Genomic DNA, 16,571 nt, shown 5'->3' with positions numbered 1-16,571 from the left:
GTTCCCCTACACCCGCCGGGGGAAGCGGTCGGAGGCGGCCATCAGGGCCACGCCCACGACCGCGAGCACGATGTTCATGTAGATCTCGTGGCCCCGCAGGAACGGCAGCAACTGAAGGAACCCGAAGAACTTCGGCATCCACCCGGTGACTTCGTGCACCAGACCGGACGCACCGGCCACGAACAGAACGAACCCGGCGACCTCAAGAATCTTCTTCATGCGCCGATCGTCGCGCCGCCCGGCCGCCCACCGCGTCGGCCTTCGGAACCCGGTGGTGCGCCGAAAGTCTGAGACTTCGCGACTTTGGTCGCCGTCCGCCGCTCCGGCGCCGGGAACCCGCCTCCGCGACCGTAGTTTGTCGACATGACCGATCAGGAGTACCGCTGGCTCCAGCCCTCGGCGATGGCCGGCCCCGATCTGCCGGGGGACCGGGGCAGGCTCCCGCGCCGTACGCTGCGGGACTGGTTCGTCGACATCCTGATGTTCCTGTTCGCCGCGCTCCTCGGGATCGCCGCGGCCGATGTCGCCGACAGCGTCGGCAACCCCCCGTTCGTCGTCTTCCTCGACCAGCTCGTCGGCGCCGCCGCCTGCTGCGCGCTGTGGGTGCGGCGCCGCTGGCCGGTGGGGCTCGCCGTCACCCTCGTCGCCGTTTCAGCCGTGGCGCCCGTCGCGTCGGGCGCCGAGCTCGTCGCGCTGTTCACGCTCACCGTGCACCGCCCGTTCAAGGTGGTCGCCGCCGTCGGCTCCGCCGCCGTCGCGGGCGGCCTGACGCAGACGGTCCTGCGGCCCGACCCCACCCTGCCCTTCGTGGTCTCCGCCGTAGCGACCGTCGTCATCGTGCTGCTGGTCGTCGGGTGGGGCATGTTCGTGCGCTCCCGCCGCCAGCTCGTCGTGTCGCTGCGCGACCGGGCCCGCCGCGCCGAGGCGGAGGCCGCGCTCCGCGCCGAACAGGCGCAGCGCCTGGCCCGTGAGGCCATCGCGCGCGAGATGCACGACGTGCTCGCGCACCGGCTCACCCTGCTCAGCGTCCACGCCGGCGCCCTCGAATTCCGCCCCGACGCCCCGCCCGCCGAGGTCGCCCGCGCGGCCGGGGTGATCCGCGACAGCGCGCACGAGGCGCTCAACGACCTGCGCGACGTCATCGGCGTACTGCGGGGGCCGGCGGCCGGAGAGGAACACCGGCCGCAGCCGACGCTCGCGACCGTCGACGCCCTGGTCAAGGAGTCCCGCGAGGCCGGCATGAAGGTCACCCTCGACAACCGCATCGACCGCCCCGGCGACGTGCCCGCCGCCACCGGCCGCACCGTCTACCGCATCGCCCAGGAGGCTCTGACCAATGCCCGCAAACACGCGCCCGGCGCCGAAGTCACCGTGACGCTGACCGGAGCCCCGAGCGACGGCCTCACCGTCGAGGTACGCAACCCCGCCCCCGGGGGCGACGCCCCGCCCGTCCCCGGCTCCGGCCAGGGCCTCATCGGCCTGACCGAACGGGCCGCGCTCGCCGGCGGCCGGCTCGCCCACGGACCTACGCCCGACGGCGGGTTCCGGGTCGGCGCCTGGCTACCGTGGGCCGCATGACCATCAGGCTGCTCATCGTCGACGACGACCCGCTCGTACGGGCCGGGCTCACCTTCATGCTCGGCGGGGCCGACGACATCGAGATCGTGGGGGAGGCGGCGGACGGCTCCGAGGCCGCCGCGCTGACCGACCTGCACCGGCCCGACGTGGTCCTCATGGACATCCGGATGCCCGTCATGGACGGCCTGGCGGCGACGGAGCTGCTGCGCGGCCGGCCCGACGCCCCCGAAGTCGTCGTCCTCACCACCTTCCACGCCGACGAACAGGTGCTGCGGGCGCTGCGCGCCGGGGCGGCCGGGTTCGTACTGAAGGACACCCCGCCCGCGCAGATCGTCGAGTCGGTGCGGCGGGTGGCGGCGGGCGACCCGGTGCTGTCCCCGGCGGTCACCCGGCAGCTCATGAGCCATGTCGCCGAGTCCTCGGCCGGCCCCCGCCGGCCCACGGCGGCGCGCCGGATCGACGGGCTCGCCGAGCGCGAGCGCGAGGTGGCCGTCGCCGTCGGCCGGGGGCAGTCCAACGCGGAGATCGCCGCGACGCTCTACATGAGCGTGCCGACGGTCAAGACCCACGTGTCGCGCGTCCTGGCCAAGCTGGGCCTCAACAACCGTGTCCAGATCGCCCTGCTGGTGCACGACGCGGGCCTCCTCGACGAGGGCGGCGACGTAGGCTGACCGGACGAGGGCCGGCGGGCGGTCTGCGGCGGGCAGCGAAGGGCGGGGAGCATGAAAGTCGTCGATCTCAGGGGACACGCTGAGGAGTTGGCGGCCGACCCCTATCCGTACTACGCGAAGCTGCGCGAGGCCGGTCCCGCCCACCTGATCCGGACGGCCGACGTCGAGCGGATGTGGCTGATAGTCGGCCACGAGGAGGCGCGCCGGGCGCTCGCCGACCCGCGCCTCAGCAAGGACTGGAAGACCTCGGGCATGTGGGAGGCGACCGCCGACCCGATCAACGCCAACATGCTGGAGACCGACCCGCCCCACCACACGCGGCTGCGCAAGCTCGTCGCCGGGGAGTTCACCGCCCGCCGCATCGAGGCGCTGCGGCCGAAGGTCCAGGGCGTCACGGACGAACTGCTGGACGCGATGACGTCCACGGGCAGCCGTACGGCCGATCTCGTCGAGGCGCTCGCCTTCCCGCTGCCCATGACGGTCATCTGCGAACTCCTCGGCGTACCGGACCTGGACCGGGCCTCCTTCCGCGCCTGGTCGAACGAGATCGTCGCGCCGACCGGGGCCGAACCGGAGGGTGACGCCGTACGGGCCATGGGGGCCTACCTCGCCGAACTCGTCGCGGACAAGGCCGCGTCCGCGCCCGCTGACGACCTGTTGAGCGCGCTCATCAGGACGCAGGCCGAGGACGGCGACCGGCTCACCCGCGACGAACTCATCGGCATGGCCTTCCTGCTGCTCATCGCCGGTCACGAGACGACGGTCAACCTGATCTCCAACGGGGTACGGGCCCTGCTCACCCACCCTGATCAACTGGCGGCGCTGCGCGCGGACTTCGGGCTCGTCGACAGCGCGGTCGAAGAGATGCTGCGCTACGACGGACCGGTGGAGAACGCCACCTTCCGCTTCACCCGCGAGCCCGTCGAGGTCGGCGGCCTCGTCATCCCGGCCGGCGAACCGGTCCTGGTCTCGCTCGCCGCCGGGGACCGGGACGCCGCCCGGTTCCCCGACCCGGACCGCTTCGACATCACGCGCGCCGCCGTCGCCGGCAAGGGCCCCGGACACCTCGCCTTCGGCCACGGCCTGCACTTCTGCCTGGGCGCCCCACTGGCCCGCATGGAGGGCCGCATCGCGGTCCGCACCCTCTTCGAACGCTGCCCGGACCTGGCGCTCGACCCGGACGGCGGACCGCTGGACTGGCTGCCCGGGCTGCTCATGCGGGGCGTACGGCGTCTTCCGGTGCGGTGGTGAGCGCGATGGGGTTCGACCTGGCGACGGCCCGGAAGGTCCTCGACAGCCAGCCGTTCAGCCGGCTGCTCGGCGCGCGGATCACCGCGTTCGGGGACGGCGCCGCCGTACTCGAACTGGACATCCGCGACGAACTGCTCCAGCAGAACGGCTTCCTGCACGGCGGAGTCCTGGCGTACGCCGCCGACAACGCCCTCACCTTCGCGGGCGGGTCGGCGCTCGGCCCCGCCGTCCTCACCGGCGGCTTCTCCATCCAGTACGTACGCCCCGCGACCGGCACGACGCTGATCGCCCGCGCCACCGTGGTCCACGGCGGCCGGCGGCAGGCGGTGTGCCGCTGCGACCTCTTCGCCGTGGACGGGGAGGGCGCCGAGACGCTGTGCGCGGTCGCCCAGGGGACGGTGCTCACGGCGCCGTAGGGCGGTCCGTCCGCCGGGCCCGAGGCCGGCCGGCCGCTAGATCCGGACGACGACCTTGCCCCGCACGTGGCCGTCCATCAGGTACGTGATGGCCTCGGGGACATCGGCCAGCGGGTAGGTCCGGTCGACAACCGGCCTGACCGTGCCGGCCTCGATGAGCTCCGCGAGGAAGCTGAGGTCGTCGTGGTGCAGATTCATGACGGCGAGCCCCCGGAGCCGCTGACCGGTGAACGGTGACAGCACCAGCGCCCGCAACTGCCGGCCGTTGCCGCCGATCCAGTCGCCGCCGCCCTCACCGCCGACGATGACGAGGGTGCCGCCGGGGGTGAGCGCCCGGCGGAGCACGGGCAGGGGGCGGTTCCCGGCCGTGTCGAGGACGAGGTCGTAGCGGCGGGTGCCGTCGGTGGCGTCCTCGCGGGTGTAGTCGATGACCTCGTCGGCGCCCAGCGAGCGGACCAGGTCCGCCTTGGCGGTGGAGCAGACACCGGTGACATGGGCGCCGAAGGACTTCGCGAGCTGTACGGCGAAGTGGCCGGTCCCGCCGCCCGCGCCGATGACGAGGACGGACTGTCCCGCCTTGAGCCGTCCGGCGTTGCGTACGGCCTGAAGGGCGGTGACGGCGGACACCGGGACGGCGGCGGCCTCTTCGAAGGTGAGGTTCGCCGGCTTGCGCGCGAGGTTCTCCTCCTTGGCGCACGCGTACTCGGCGAACGACCCGTCACAGGTCCCGTACACCTCGTCGCCCGGCGCGAAGCGGGTGACGTCCGGGCCGACGGCCTCCACCCGCCCGGCGAGATCCTGGCCCCGGACGCGGTCCTTGGGCGCCCGCAGACCGAATCCCATGGCGCGGATCAGGTACGGCATGCCCGCCATGAGGTGCCAGACGCCCGGGTCGACGCCGGCCGCCTCGATCCGTACAAGCACTTCACCGCTGCCCGGCACCGGCCGGGGTATGTCTTCGAGGCGCAGTACCGACGGCGGGCCGTAGGTGGCGTGGGTCATGGCCTTCATGAGGTCTCTCCCGTGTTGCTCTGGGGGTACTGGAACACTTCGTCGAGCGGGACGCCGAAAACGCGGGCGATCTGGAAGGCCATCTCCAGCGAGGGTGAATAGCGGCCCTGTTCGATGGCGATGACGGTCTGGCGGGAGACGCCGATCCGGCCGGCGAGCTCCGCCTGCGTCATCTCGCCGTGGGTGAAACGCAGGGCACGGATCGCGTTGGTGACCCTGGTCGGCTTCACCACGGATGGAAACCCAGCCGGTACGAGACGATCTTCGTCGCGGACCCGAGGAGCGACGACAGGACGAACGCCAGGTAGATGGCGTTGGCGATCCAGAACTGGTCGAGACCGGCCATGGCCAGGGCGAGCCCGGCCACGGCGCCCATCACGACGAACGACTGCCCGACGTGCTCGCCGAACCGGTGGATCTCCCGGTCGCGCTGGTCCTTGGTGTTCGCGTCCTCGGGCGAGAACGCCGCCAGCGCGATGTGCAGCACGACGGACGCGGCGACGGCCGCGCCGACCGTCCACAACAGGGCGGACACATAGGGGCTCTCGGCGAGGGGCGCGTCCGCGGACCGCCCCAGGACGAGCGCCAGATAGACCCCGTACGCCGCGACCGTGACTAGGAGCATGCTCCAGGCGCGTTTCTCTTCGAAGGCCACTCGGCTCACTCGCTCCCCGCATGAAGACAGCTGAACGGAGACAGCTGCGTGAAGGCAGGCATGTAAAGAAAACCTGACACTGTGGAGTGTCAAGCAGTCCCGACATGAAGTCAAGTTTTCTGTACATGCCGCGGCGCGCGAACCCGCATCGCGTGCTGTGTCCGGTGAGCCGGGGTGATCAGCGGGGCGCGACGGCCGCCGCGAACTCCGCCGGGCGCTCCACCCACGGCATGTGCCCGGCCCCCGCGAGCGTCACCCGCGAGACGTTCGGCAGGGCCTGCTCAAGAGAGTCCACGGCGTCGCGCGGCCGGATGTCCTCCGCGCCGTCCACGATGACGACCGGCATCCTCAGCCCGCCGCAGGCCGCGTGCAGCTGATGCTCGCTCATCGTCCTCGTCTCGGCGTTGATCTCCGCGTTGCACGCGAAGTTCACGCCGTACCAGGGCGTCGCCATCCGCTCGGCCAGCCGCAGTGCCCGCCCCCGGTCCGGCCCGGCGAAGTCCGCCGACCACTGGAGCACGCACATCTCGCGCTCCTCCGCCTCCGTACGCCGCTCCCGGGACGCGAGCTCCTCCCACCGGGCCAGCCGCTCCCCGATCCCGGCGCGCAGCCTCCCGACGAACTCCGGATGCCACCCGGAGTCGGGCCCGATGCCGGTGCCCGACACGTACACCAGCCGCGTCACGTGTTCCGGATGCGCGAGCGCGTAGTGCAGGGCGAGCCGCGCGCCCCAGGAATGGCCGAGGAGCGTCACCGCCTCCAGCCCGAAGTGCCTGCGTACGGCGTCGATGTCGGCCACCGACCTGGCCACCGAATACGGACCGCGCCGCTCGGAGCGCCCGCAGCCGCGCTGGTCCCAGCGCAGGACGGCGGCCCCCCGCTCCACGAGCAGCGGCGCCAGGTCCTCGAATGTGTCCCACAGCCCGGGGCCGCCGTGGCACAGCATCACCGGATCACCCTCGCCGGATCTCTCCGCCCAGAGCTGCGCCCCGTCGTCCGCCTTGACCGTCATGAGGCGGGGATCTCCTCCAGCCGCACCGGCCGCCGTTCCCGGCGGGACAGCTCGCAGGCCTCCGCGATCCGCAGCGCGTGCAGTGCCTCCCTGCCGTCACAGGGGTTTTCCCGTTCGCCCAGCGCGACGCGTACGAACGCGTCCAGCTCGGCCTCGTACGCCGGGGCGAACCGTTCCAGGAAGCCGGGCCACGGCCGGTCGCAGGCCGGCGGTCCCTTCGGCTCGGTCGAGGTGATCGGGGTGCGGTCGTCGAGGCCCACGGAGACCTGGTCGAGCTCGCCGGCCAGTTCCATCCGTACGTCGTAACCGGCGCCGTTGCAGCGGGTGGCCGTCGCGGTGGCGAGCGTGCCGTCGTCGAGTGTCAGCAGCGCGGCGGCGGTGTCCACGTCGCCCGCCTCGCGGAACATCGCGGGCCCCGCGTCGGACCCGGCGGCGTACACCTCGACGACCTCGCGGCCCGTCACCCAGCGCAGGATGTCGAAGTCGTGAACCAGGCAGTCCCGGAACAGGCCGCCGGACAGCGGCAGATACGCGGCGGGCGGCGGCGCCGGGTCGGAGGTCATCGCCCGTACGGTGTGCAGCCGGCCGAGGCTCCCGGAGCGCACGAGTTCGCGGGCGGTGGTGTAACCGGCGTCGAAGCGGCGCATGAAGCCGAGCTGGAGCACGGTCCCCGCCGCGTCGACCTCCCGCAGCGCGCCCAGGGTGCCGGGCAGGTCCAGCGCGATGGGCTTCTCGCAGAAGGCGGGCAGTCCGGCCCGCGCCGCCCGGCCGATCAGCTCGGCGTGCGCCGAGGTGGCGGAGGCGATGACGACCGCGTCGACGCCCCAGGCGAAGATCTCGTCGACCGAGGGGGCGGCGGTGGCGCCGAGCCGGCCGGCGACCGCCACGGCCCGCGCGGCATCGGTGTCCGCCACGAGCAGGGCACCCACTTCACGATGGCGGCTGAGCACGTCAGCGTGGAAAGAACCGATACGTCCCGTGCCGATGAGTCCGATGCGCATGGCCCCAAGTGTCGCCACGCACGCCCTGCTGTCAAGGCTATGTCCGGACAACCTGACTACAGGACTTCCAGTAGTCATTACCTGCGGTTACGCTCAATGGCGTGTCGAAACCCGCCGTTGACCCCACCATCTCCCTACAGCTGGGCGTGGACCGCAACAGCCCGGTCCCGCTGTACTTCCAGCTCTCCCAGCAGCTGGAGGCGGCGATCGAGAAGGGCCGGCTCTCCCCGGGAAGTCTGCTCGGCAACGAGATCGAGCTGGCCGGGCGCCTCGGTCTGTCCCGCCCCACCGTCCGCCAGGCCATCCAGTCCCTCGTCGACAAGGGCCTGCTGGTCCGCCGCCGGGGCGTCGGTACCCAGGTCGTGCACAGCCAGGTCAAGCGCCCGCTCGAACTGAGCAGTCTCTACGACGACCTCGAAGCCGCGGGCCAGCTCCCCGCCACCACCGTGCTGCGCAACACCCTCGAACCGGCGACCGCCGAGGTCGCGGCGGCGCTCGGCGTGGCGGAGGGCAGCGACGTACACCTGGTCGAGCGGCTGCGCCTCGCGCACAACGAGCCCATGGCCGTCCTGCGCAACCACCTGCCCACCGGGCTGCTGTCTCTCGACACCGAGCACCTCGAAGCCACCGGCCTGTACCGGATGATGCGCTCCGCCGGCATCACGCTGCACAGCGCCCGCCAGTCGGTCGGCGCGCGCGCGGCCGGGCCCGACGAGGCGCGGCAGCTCGCGGAGGCGGAGGGGGCGCCGCTGCTGACGATGCAGCGGACGACCTTCGACGACACGGGGCGGGCGGTCGAGTTCGGCTCGCACATCTACCGGGCCTCGCGCTACGCCTTCGAGTTCCAGCTTCTCGTCAGGCCGTGAGAACGCCGGCGCCGCCCAGGGCGGGTAAGAATGTTCGGACAAAGTCTTGACGGGGCCGCGCGTACGCCGCTAGAACTCCCCCCAGCCGCAACGGGGCGGCCGGGACACAAGGCGGAACCACGATGCGTACCCCACGTACCCACCGCAAGGCAGCAGCCCTCCTCGCCGTATGCGCGCTCGCACTCGCGGCCGGATGCAGCTCACAGGGCGGCAAGGACTCCGAGGAGAAGAACGGCGACGGCGGCGGAGGCGGGAAGACCGTCTCCACCCCCCGCCTGAAGATCGCCATGGTGACGCACTCCGGCGAGGGCGACACCTTCTGGGACATCGTCCAGAGCGGCGCGAAGCAGGCCGCCGCCAAGGACAACGTCGAGTTCCTGTACGCCGCCGACAAGGAGGGCAAGGAGCAGGCGCAGCTCATCGACTCGTACGTCGCCAAGAAGGTCGACGGCATCGTGGTGACCCTGGCCAAGCCCGAAGCGGTCAAGGCGGCCGTCGAGAAGGCCGTCGCCGCCGGCATACCCGTCGTCACCATCAACTCGGGCGGTGAGCACTCCCGGGCGGTGGGCGCGCTCAGCCACATCGGCCAGGAGGAGTCCGTCGCCGGTGAGGCCGTGGGCGAGGAGCTGAACAAGCGCGGGAAGAAGAAGGCGCTCTGCGTCATCCACGAACAGGGCAACGTCTCGCTCGAAGCGCGCTGCGCGGGTCTGAAGAAGACGTTCGGGGGGACCGTCGAGAACCTCAACGTCCAGGGCACCGACATGCCGGGCTCGACGTCCTCCATCGAGGCGAAGCTCCAGACCGGCAAGGACATCGACACCGTCGTCACCCTGGGCGCGCCCTTCGCGGCCGCCACCGTCAAGGCCAGGGCGGGCGCGGGCAGTGACGCCGAGGTCAACACCTTCGACCTCAACGCCGAGGTGGTCAGGCAGCTCAAGGCGAAGGAAATCGGCTTCGCCGTCGATCAGCAGCCGTACCTCCAGGGCTACCTCGCCGTCGACGAACTGTGGCTCCACAAGACCAACGGCAACGTCCTGGGTGGCGGGAAGCCCGTACTGACCGGCCCGGCGCTGGTCACGGAGAAGGACGTACCGGCGCTGGAGAAGTACACGGCCCGCGGAACCCGGTGAATACGGTGCGAACACCCGTAACCGATACTTGGTCGGCCGGGGACGGTCTGCGTGATCCCCGGCCGCACCGAGGAGTACGAGAAGGGCACGGCGTCGTGGCAAGGGTTCGGACAGGGGTACGCGCGCTGGGCGCGGTGCTGGCGGCGGTGCTCGGGGCGTCCCTCGCGGGGTGCAGCAGCACGGGCGGCAAGCGCGCCGAGGAGCGGGCCGAGCAGGCCGCCGCGCAGGGCAGGGCCGCGGTGGACACACCCCGCTGGACCGTCGGCATGGTCACTCACTCGGGCGACGGCGACACCTTCTGGGACATCGTGCAGAGCGGCGCGAAGCAGGCCGCGGTCAAGGACAACATCAAGTTCCTGTACGCCCACAGCGACGAGGGCCAGCAGCAGGCCCAGCTCGTCGACTCGTACATCGACAAGAAGGTCGACGGGCTCATCGTCACCCTCGCCAAGCCGGACGCCATGAAGGCCGTCGTCGCCAAGGCGACCAAGGCCGGCATCCCGGTGATCACCGTCAACTCCGGCTCCGCCGAGTCCGCGAAGTTCGGGGCGCTCGCCCACATCGGGCAGGACGAGACGATCGCCGGCGAGGCCGTCGGCGAGGAGCTCGGCAAGCGCGGGAGGAAGAAGGCCCTGTGCGTCCTGCACGAGCAGGGCAACGTCGGCCACGAACAGCGCTGCGCCGGGGCGAAGGAGACCTTCGACGGCGAGATGCAGAACCTCTACGTCGACGGCACGAACATGCCCGACGTACAGGCGTCCATCGAGGCGAAGCTCCAGTCGAGCAAGGACATCGACGCCGTCGTCACCCTCGGCGCGCCCTTCGCGGACGCGGCCGTCAAGGCGAAGGAGCAGGCCGGCAGCAAGGCGGAGATCGACACCTTCGATCTCAACGCCCAGGTCGCCGCCGCGCTCCAGGCGGACACCCTCGGCTTCGCCGTCGACCAGCAGCCCTACCTCCAGGGGTACGAGGCCGTCGACCTGCTGTGGCTCCACAAGTACAACGCCGACGTCCTCGGCGGCGGAAAGCCCGTCCTCACCGGACCGCAGATCATCACCAAGAAGGACGCCGCCGAGCTGGAGGCGTACACGAAGCGGGGGACCCGATGACCGCGACCGCACCGGCCGAGGCGCCGGCCCCCGGAGGCAAGCCACCCGCCGACGAACGGCTGCTCAAGACATCGCTGCCGCGCAGGCTCCTCGGCCGCCCCGAGCTCGGCTCGGTCGTCGGCGCCGTCGCGGTCTTCCTCTTCTTCGCGATCGTCGCGGACAGTTTCCTGCGCGCGTCCAGCTTCGGCACGGTGCTGTACGCCGCCTCCGTGATCGGCATCATGGCGGTCCCGGTGGCGCTGCTGATGATCGGCGGCGAGTTCGACCTGTCCGCCGGTGTGCTGGTGACCAGCTCCGCGCTGGTCTCCTCGATGTTCAGCTACCAGATGACGGCCAACATCTGGGTCGGCGTGCTCGTCTCCCTCCTGGTGACACTGGCCGTCGGCGTGTTCAACGGCGTCATGCTGACCCGCACGAAGCTGCCGAGCTTCATCATCACGCTCGGTACGTTCCTGATGCTGACCGGCCTGAACCTGGGCCTCACCAAGCTGATCAGCGGCACCGTCTCGACCAAGAGCATCGCCGACATGGAGGGGTTCTCCTCCGCGAAGGCGCTCTTCGCCTCCCAGGTCACCCTCGGCGGCGTGAACCTCAAGGTCACCGTCCTGTGGTGGCTCGGCCTGGTGGCCGTCGCCACGTGGATCCTGCTGCGCACCCGCGCCGGCAACTGGATCTTCGCGGTGGGCGGCGGGACCGAGGCGGCCCGCGCGGTCGGTGTCCCGGTCAACAAGACGCGCATCGGCCTCTACATGGGCGTGTCCCTCGGCGCCTGGATCTCCGGCCAGCACCTGCTCTTCTCCTTCGACGTCGTCCAGTCGGGCGAAGGCGTCGGCAACGAACTGATCTACATCATCGCGGCCGTCATCGGCGGCTGCCTGATCACCGGCGGCTACGGCTCGGCGATCGGCTCCGCGGTCGGTGCCTTCATCTTCGGCATGACCAGCAAGGGAATCGTGTACGCGGAGTGGGACCCCGACTGGTTCAAGTTCTTCCTCGGAGCGATGCTCCTTCTGGCCACCCTGCTCAACGCATGGGTACGCAAGCGCGCGGAGGCGACCCGGTGACCCCTCAGTCCACGACCCCGCTGGTCGAGCTGCGCGACGTCAGCAAGTTCTACGGCAACATCAAGGCGCTGGAAGGCGTCTCCCTCGAAGTCCACGCGGGCGGGATCAGCTGCGTACTGGGCGACAACGGGGCCGGCAAGTCGACCCTCATCAAGATCATCGCGGGTCTGCACCAGCACGACGCCGGCATGTTCTCGATCGAGGGCGAGGAGACCCGGCTGGCGAACCCGCGCGACGCCCTGGACCGGGGCATCGCGACCGTCTACCAGGACCTCGCCGTCGTACCGCTGATGCCGGTCTGGCGGAACTTCTTCCTCGGCTCCGAGCCGACGAAGGGAGCGGGCCCCTTCAAGCGTCTCGACGTCGACCTCATGCGCCGCACCACCCGCTCCGAGCTGCTGCGCATGGGCATCGACCTGCGCGACGTCGACCAGCCGATCGGCACGCTCTCGGGCGGCGAGCGCCAGTGCGTGGCGATCGCGCGCGCAGTCCACTTCGGCGCGAAGGTCCTGGTCCTCGACGAGCCGACGGCCGCGCTCGGCGTGAAGCAGTCCGGCGTCGTACTGAAGTACGTCGCGGCAGCGCGTGACGCGGGCCTCGGTGTTGTCCTCATCACGCACAACCCGCACCACGCCTACCTCGTCGGCGACCGTTTCGTCCTCCTCAAGCGCGGCGCGATGTCCGGCAGCCACGTCCGCGACGAGATCACCCTGGACGACCTGACGCGCGAGATGGCGGGCGGCAGCGAGCTCGACCAGCTCAGCCACGAACTGGAGCGCTGACCGCCGCCCGGGGCGCCCGGGGCGGGCGGGGGAGAGCCCCGGCCCGCGGCGCCGCACCACAGCCCACCGCGCCGGATGGCAGAATCGATCCCCTGACCCGCCACCGCCCCCAACACCCCGCAGGGGACATGAGCACGTACCGAGACTTCGCGCACCGCGGCTCCGCCCGCGCCACCGTCCTGCGGACCGTCGGCACCCGCGAGCGGCGCTCGCACCTCAGCGCGCCCCGGGTGCCCACCGTCGGGATCGACATCGGCGGTACGAAGGTGATGGCAGGCGTCGTCGACGCCGACGGCATCATCCTGGAGAAGATCCGCACCGAGACGCCCGACAAGTCCAAGAGCCCCAAGGTCGTCGAGGACACCATCGTCGAGCTGGTCCTCGACCTCTCCGACCGCCACGACGTCCACGCGGTGGGCATCGGCGCGGCCGGCTGGGTCGACGCCGACCGCTCCACCGTGCTCTTCGCCCCCCACCTGGCCTGGCGCAACGAACCCCTGCGCGACGCGGTCTCGGCCCGTCTCGCCGTCCCCGTCCTGGTCGACAACGACGCCAACACCGCCGCCTGGGCGGAGTGGCGCTTCGGCGCGGGACGCGGCGAGGACCACCTCGTCATGATCACGCTCGGCACCGGCATCGGCGGCGCGATCCTGGAGGACGGCCAGGTCAAGCGAGGCAAGTACGGCGTCGCGGGCGAGTTCGGCCACATGCAGGTCGTGCCCGGCGGCCACCGCTGCCCGTGCGGCAACCGCGGCTGCTGGGAGCAGTACAGCTCCGGCAACGCGCTGGTGCGCGAGGCCCGCGAGCTCGCCGCCGCCGACTCCCCGGTCGCGTACGGCCTCATCGAGCGCGTCGGCGGCAACATCCCGGAGATCACCGGACCGCTCATCACCGAGCTGGCCCGCGACGGCGACGCCATGTGCGTCGAGCTGCTCCAGGACATCGGCCAGTGGCTCGGCGTCGGCATCGCCAACCTCGCCGCCGCCCTCGACCCCTCCTGCTTCGTCATCGGCGGCGGCGTCAGCGCCGCCGACGACCTGCTCATCGGCCCGGCCCGGGACGCCTTCAAGCGCCACCTCACCGGCCGCGGCTACCGCCCCGAGGCCCGCATCGCCAAGGCCCAGCTCGGCCCGGAGGCCGGCATGGTCGGCGCCGCCGACCTCGCCCGCCTCGTCGCGCGCCGCTTCCGCCGCGCGAACCGCCGCCGCCTGGAGCGTTACGAACGCTACGAGCGCTACGCCCAGGCCATCCGCTCCACCACCCAGGGACCCCAGTAATGAACCCGTCCGTGCCTCACCCGTCGCCGTCACCGGACGATGCGGGCAAACCCACCGAGGACCGCCGCCACATGGTCCGCCGCCGCTGGCTGACGGCGATCATCATCGTGCTGCTCATCGGCATCCCGGCGGGCTATCTGCTGATCTCCGCCGAGCAGAGCCGCGACAGTGGCAAGGACAAGGCGAAGGTGGCCTCCGCCACCGGCCTCACCGAGGGCTTCCCGTCCCGCATGACACGCCGCATCTACGACGTCCCCGTACCCAACGCGGGCGAGGAGGTGGCGTACTACGAGACGAACAACTGGAAGACCAGCAGGCTGTACGCGCAGTTCCGGACCATACCGCCGGACCTCGACTGGTTCCTCAACGACCTGGGCATCAACCGGTCCGCCCTCAAGAAGGGCAGGATCACGATCAGCGACCGCGACGCCGAGGTCGCCGGCTGGACCCTCGACCCCGACCGCACCTGGTACGGCACCACGGTCGACCAGAAGGACCCGCAGCCGACCGTCGACATCACCGTCGACAACACCGACCCGGCACATCCCTTCGTCTACATCGTCTCCACCGCCACCCCCTGACCCCAGGCAGGCCCGCCCGCCGGCCAGAAGGCCCGGTGCCACGTCCGCGAGGAGGAGCGCCGGGCCGGGGAACGCGCCGCGGCGGACCCGCTTGTACGATGCCCGCGCGAGTTCGTCCGGCGGCGGGCATATGCGGAGGTCTGGTGAGTCTCCCGACCCCCTGCCGTGGGAAAATGTGAGATATGGGAGCGTGAGCGGGTGAGTGAGACGACGGCTAAGACCCTGCAATACCGCTTTGACGGGCCGGAAGAGGCCCCGGTCCTGATCCTCGGACCCTCCCTCGGCACCACCTGGCACATGTGGGACCGGCAGATACCGGACCTGACCCGCCAGTGGCGCGTCTTCCGCTTCGACCTGCCGGGCCACGGCGGCGCTCCCGCGCACCCCGCCAGCTCCGTCAACGAACTCGCGGAGCGCCTGCTCGCCACCCTGGACAGCCTCGGCGTACAGCGCTTCGGTTACGCGGGCTGCTCCATCGGCGGCGCGATCGGCTCCGAGCTGGCGCTGCGCCACCCGGAGCGGGTCGCCTCGCTGGCGCTGGTCGCCGCGTCGCCCAGATTCGGCACCGCCGACGAGTTCCGCCAGCGCGGCGTGATCGTCCGTACCAACGGTCTGGAGCCGATGGCGGCCTCCGCGCCCGCCCGCTGGTTCACGCACGGCTTCGCCGCCGCGCAGCCCGCGATCGTGGAGTGGGCCGTCCAGATGGTCCGCACCACCGACCCCGGCTGCTACATCGCCGCCTGCGAGGCGCTGGCCGCCTTCGACATCCGGGTCGACCTGCGCCGCATCGGCGTCCCGACCCTCGTCCTCGTCGGCTCCGAGGACCAGGTCACCGGCCCCGCCGAGGCCCGCACGCTGGTCGCCGGCATCCCGGACGCCCGCCTGGCCCTCGTGCCCGGCGCCTCCCACCTGGCCCCGGTCGAGCAGCCCGCCGCCGTCACGGATCTGCTCGTACGCCACTTCTCCACCGCCTGGCAGACCACGCCCGCCTCGACCACGGGCATGCAGGCGATCCAGCCGCCGCCCGTGATGCCGGCGATCTCCGCGCCCGTCCACCCGGTCGGCGAGATCGGCGTCGCCGCACAGCCGGTCGCCGTACCGGTGGAGGGCGGCCGCCCGGACCCGTACGAGGCCGGGCTCAAGGTACGCCGTGAGGTCCTGGGCGACGCCCATGTGGACCGCGCCCTCGGTGACGCCGACGCCTTCACCGGCGACTTCCAGGAGCTGATCACCCGCTACGCGTGGGGCGAGGTGTGGACGCGGGACGGACTCGACCGGCGTACCCGCAGCTGCGTCACCCTGACCGCGCTGGTCGCGGGCGGCCATCTGGACGAGCTCGCGTTCCACACCCGGGCGGCCCTGCGCAACGGCCTCACGCCCGCCGAGATCAAGGAAGTACTGATCCAGACGGCTGTGTACTGCGGCGTCCCCGCGGCGAACTCCGCCTTCAAGGTGGCCCGGGCGGTCATCGAGGAGGAGACGACACCGCAGGCGTAGTGCCACGGCCAGGAGGAGGATGACCCCGTGAAGCTGACGAAGAAGTCCCACGCCTGCATCCGCCTGGAGAAGGACGGGCGGACGCTCGTCATCGATCCGGGCAACTTCAGCGAACAGGACGCGGCGGCCGGCGCCGACGCCGTCCTGGTCACCCACGAGCACCCCGACCACTTCGACGGGGAGCGGCTGCGGACCGCCCTGGAGGCGAACCCGGGCGCCGAGATCTGGACCCTGCGCAGTGTCGCCGACCAGCTCTCGGCGGCCTTCCCCGGCCGCGTGCACACCGTCGGGCACGGCGACACCTTCTCCGCGGCCGGCTTCGACGTGCAGGTCCACGGCGAACTGCACGCCGTCATCCACCCGGACATCCCGCGGATCACCAACGTCGGCTACCTGGTGGATGGTTCGGTGTTCCATCCCGGCGACGCCCTCACCGTCCCCGGGCAGCCCGTCGAGACGCTGCTGCTCCCGGTGATGGCCCCGTGGTCGAAGATCTCCGAGGTGATCGACTACGTGCGCGAGGTGAAGCCGCGCCGCGCCATCGACATCCACGACGCGCTGCTCACCGACCTCGCCCGGCCGATCTACGACCGCCAGATCGGCGCGCTGGGCGGCACCGACCACAGCCGTCTCACGCCGGGCGACTCGGCCGAACTGTGACTGTCCGACC

19 protein-coding genes are annotated in these 16,571 nt (G+C 71.5%); 13 read left to right on the top strand and 6 right to left on the bottom strand.

All coding sequences use genetic code 11. The annotated features are described in order from the left end of the window. Positions 1 to 6: 6 nt before the first annotated feature. Positions 7 to 219: a hypothetical protein gene (locus AS594_RS07430; RefSeq protein ID WP_069926227.1), complete on the bottom strand. Its 213-nt coding sequence runs from the start codon at positions 217 to 219 to the stop codon at positions 7 to 9. 144 nt (positions 220 to 363) lie between these two features. On the opposite strand from AS594_RS07430, the gene AS594_RS07425 reads away from it, so the two are divergent. The 4 genes from AS594_RS07425 to AS594_RS07410 are packed head-to-tail and all read left to right on the top strand — an operon-like array spanning position 364 to position 3,916. Beyond that, positions 364 to 1,578, top strand: a complete 1,215-nt coding sequence (locus tag AS594_RS07425; protein ID WP_069933261.1) for a sensor histidine kinase — start codon at positions 364 to 366, stop codon at positions 1,576 to 1,578. Further along, positions 1,575 to 2,249, top strand: a complete 675-nt coding sequence (locus tag AS594_RS07420; protein ID WP_176733171.1) for a response regulator — start codon at positions 1,575 to 1,577, stop codon at positions 2,247 to 2,249. Before AS594_RS07425 ends, AS594_RS07420 begins: the two co-directional genes overlap by 4 nt. Positions 2,250 to 2,300: 51 nt before the next feature. Continuing rightward, positions 2,301 to 3,500: a cytochrome P450 family protein gene (locus tag AS594_RS07415; RefSeq protein ID WP_069933262.1), complete on the top strand. Its 1,200-nt coding sequence runs from the start codon at positions 2,301 to 2,303 to the stop codon at positions 3,498 to 3,500. A gap of 5 nt (positions 3,501 to 3,505) precedes the next feature. Further along, positions 3,506 to 3,916, top strand: coding sequence for a PaaI family thioesterase (locus AS594_RS07410; RefSeq protein ID WP_069926223.1), 411 nt, complete (start codon positions 3,506 to 3,508; stop codon positions 3,914 to 3,916). Positions 3,917 to 3,952: 36 nt separating this feature from the next. Here the strand turns inward: AS594_RS07410 and AS594_RS07405 are convergent, their stop codons facing one another. The 5 genes from AS594_RS07405 to AS594_RS07385 all read right to left on the bottom strand — a co-directional run bounded on the left by AS594_RS07405 (position 3,953) and on the right by AS594_RS07385 (position 7,595). Then, the gene (locus AS594_RS07405; RefSeq protein ID WP_069933263.1) at positions 3,953 to 4,927 is read right to left on the bottom strand and encodes an NAD(P)-dependent alcohol dehydrogenase; all 975 of its coding nucleotides are present in this window, start codon (positions 4,925 to 4,927) and stop codon (positions 3,953 to 3,955) included. After that, entirely contained in the window at positions 4,924 to 5,160 is a 237-nt protein-coding gene (locus tag AS594_RS07400) for a helix-turn-helix transcriptional regulator (protein WP_069926221.1), read from the bottom strand. Before AS594_RS07400 ends, AS594_RS07405 begins: the two co-directional genes overlap by 4 nt. Continuing rightward, on the bottom strand, positions 5,154 to 5,582 hold the full coding sequence (locus AS594_RS07395; RefSeq protein ID WP_107357968.1) for a hypothetical protein: 429 nt from the start codon (positions 5,580 to 5,582) through the stop codon (positions 5,154 to 5,156). The genes AS594_RS07400 and AS594_RS07395 overlap by 7 nt, the downstream gene beginning before the upstream one ends. A 178-nt stretch (positions 5,583 to 5,760) precedes the next feature. Further along, positions 5,761 to 6,594 carry an alpha/beta fold hydrolase gene (locus AS594_RS07390; protein WP_069926220.1) on the bottom strand — a complete coding sequence of 278 codons (834 nt, stop codon included), beginning with the start codon at positions 6,592 to 6,594 and terminating at the stop codon, positions 5,761 to 5,763. Next, positions 6,591 to 7,595, bottom strand: coding sequence for a Gfo/Idh/MocA family protein (locus tag AS594_RS07385; protein ID WP_069933264.1), 1,005 nt, complete (start codon positions 7,593 to 7,595; stop codon positions 6,591 to 6,593). The genes AS594_RS07390 and AS594_RS07385 overlap by 4 nt, the downstream gene beginning before the upstream one ends. A 146-nt stretch (positions 7,596 to 7,741) precedes the next feature. Between AS594_RS07385 and AS594_RS07380 the strand changes: the two genes are divergently transcribed. The 9 genes from AS594_RS07380 to AS594_RS07340 all read left to right on the top strand — a co-directional run bounded on the left by AS594_RS07380 (position 7,742) and on the right by AS594_RS07340 (position 16,561). Beyond that, the gene (locus tag AS594_RS07380) at positions 7,742 to 8,461 is read left to right on the top strand and encodes a GntR family transcriptional regulator (RefSeq protein WP_069926218.1); all 720 of its coding nucleotides are present in this window, start codon (positions 7,742 to 7,744) and stop codon (positions 8,459 to 8,461) included. Positions 8,462 to 8,583: 122 nt separating this feature from the next. Continuing rightward, a complete protein-coding gene (locus AS594_RS07375) occupies positions 8,584 to 9,591 on the top strand; it encodes a substrate-binding domain-containing protein (protein WP_069926217.1) in 1,008 nt (335 codons plus the stop codon). A 95-nt stretch (positions 9,592 to 9,686) separates the two neighbouring features. Further along, a complete protein-coding gene (locus AS594_RS07370; RefSeq protein WP_240508958.1) occupies positions 9,687 to 10,700 on the top strand; it encodes a sugar ABC transporter substrate-binding protein in 1,014 nt (337 codons plus the stop codon). Then, positions 10,697 to 11,764: an ABC transporter permease gene (locus AS594_RS07365; protein WP_069926215.1), complete on the top strand. Its 1,068-nt coding sequence runs from the start codon at positions 10,697 to 10,699 to the stop codon at positions 11,762 to 11,764. Before AS594_RS07370 ends, AS594_RS07365 begins: the two co-directional genes overlap by 4 nt. Next, complete coding sequence (locus AS594_RS07360) at positions 11,731 to 12,546, top strand: ATP-binding cassette domain-containing protein (protein WP_069933265.1); 816 nt, start codon at positions 11,731 to 11,733, stop codon at positions 12,544 to 12,546. Before AS594_RS07365 ends, AS594_RS07360 begins: the two co-directional genes overlap by 34 nt. Positions 12,547 to 12,674: 128 nt before the next feature. Then, the gene (locus tag AS594_RS07355) at positions 12,675 to 13,823 is read left to right on the top strand and encodes an ROK family glucokinase (protein WP_069926213.1); all 1,149 of its coding nucleotides are present in this window, start codon (positions 12,675 to 12,677) and stop codon (positions 13,821 to 13,823) included. Beyond that, positions 13,823 to 14,404, top strand: coding sequence for a hypothetical protein (locus AS594_RS07350; protein ID WP_069926212.1), 582 nt, complete (start codon positions 13,823 to 13,825; stop codon positions 14,402 to 14,404). The genes AS594_RS07355 and AS594_RS07350 overlap by 1 nt, the downstream gene beginning before the upstream one ends. A gap of 198 nt (positions 14,405 to 14,602) precedes the next feature. Continuing rightward, positions 14,603 to 15,901 carry a bifunctional 3-oxoadipate enol-lactonase/4-carboxymuconolactone decarboxylase PcaDC gene (gene pcaDC, locus AS594_RS07345; RefSeq protein WP_069933266.1) on the top strand — a complete coding sequence of 433 codons (1,299 nt, stop codon included), beginning with the start codon at positions 14,603 to 14,605 and terminating at the stop codon, positions 15,899 to 15,901. A gap of 27 nt (positions 15,902 to 15,928) precedes the next feature. Beyond that, positions 15,929 to 16,561 carry an MBL fold metallo-hydrolase gene (locus AS594_RS07340; RefSeq protein ID WP_069926210.1) on the top strand — a complete coding sequence of 211 codons (633 nt, stop codon included), beginning with the start codon at positions 15,929 to 15,931 and terminating at the stop codon, positions 16,559 to 16,561. Positions 16,562 to 16,571: the final 10 nt, after the last annotated feature.

The organism is Streptomyces agglomeratus, from assembly GCF_001746415.1.
GTDB lineage: Bacteria > Actinomycetota > Actinomycetes > Streptomycetales > Streptomycetaceae > Streptomyces > Streptomyces agglomeratus.
Note: the sequence above shows the minus strand (reverse complement) of the source record. Positions and strands in the feature narration are given on the sequence as shown.

Excerpts from the sequence above, each read along its gene's own strand:
- AS594_RS07430 (WP_069926227.1), bottom strand. The coding sequence starts at position 219 with ATGAAGAAGATTCTTGAGGTCGCCGGGTTCGTTCTGTTCGTGGCCGGT.
- AS594_RS07425 (WP_069933261.1), top strand. The coding sequence starts at position 364 with ATGACCGATCAGGAGTACCGCTGGCTCCAGCCCTCGGCGATGGCCGGC.
- AS594_RS07420 (WP_176733171.1), top strand. The coding sequence starts at position 1,575 with ATGACCATCAGGCTGCTCATCGTCGACGACGACCCGCTCGTACGGGCC.
- AS594_RS07415 (WP_069933262.1), top strand. The coding sequence starts at position 2,301 with ATGAAAGTCGTCGATCTCAGGGGACACGCTGAGGAGTTGGCGGCCGAC.
- AS594_RS07410 (WP_069926223.1), top strand. The coding sequence starts at position 3,506 with ATGGGGTTCGACCTGGCGACGGCCCGGAAGGTCCTCGACAGCCAGCCG.
- AS594_RS07405 (WP_069933263.1), bottom strand. The coding sequence starts at position 4,927 with ATGAAGGCCATGACCCACGCCACCTACGGCCCGCCGTCGGTACTGCGC.
- AS594_RS07390 (WP_069926220.1), bottom strand. The coding sequence starts at position 6,594 with ATGACGGTCAAGGCGGACGACGGGGCGCAGCTCTGGGCGGAGAGATCC.
- AS594_RS07385 (WP_069933264.1), bottom strand. The coding sequence starts at position 7,595 with ATGCGCATCGGACTCATCGGCACGGGACGTATCGGTTCTTTCCACGCT.
- AS594_RS07375 (WP_069926217.1), top strand. The coding sequence starts at position 8,584 with ATGCGTACCCCACGTACCCACCGCAAGGCAGCAGCCCTCCTCGCCGTA.
- AS594_RS07365 (WP_069926215.1), top strand. The coding sequence starts at position 10,697 with ATGACCGCGACCGCACCGGCCGAGGCGCCGGCCCCCGGAGGCAAGCCA.
- AS594_RS07360 (WP_069933265.1), top strand. The coding sequence starts at position 11,731 with ATGGGTACGCAAGCGCGCGGAGGCGACCCGGTGACCCCTCAGTCCACG.
- AS594_RS07355 (WP_069926213.1), top strand. The coding sequence starts at position 12,675 with ATGAGCACGTACCGAGACTTCGCGCACCGCGGCTCCGCCCGCGCCACC.
- AS594_RS07350 (WP_069926212.1), top strand. The coding sequence starts at position 13,823 with ATGAACCCGTCCGTGCCTCACCCGTCGCCGTCACCGGACGATGCGGGC.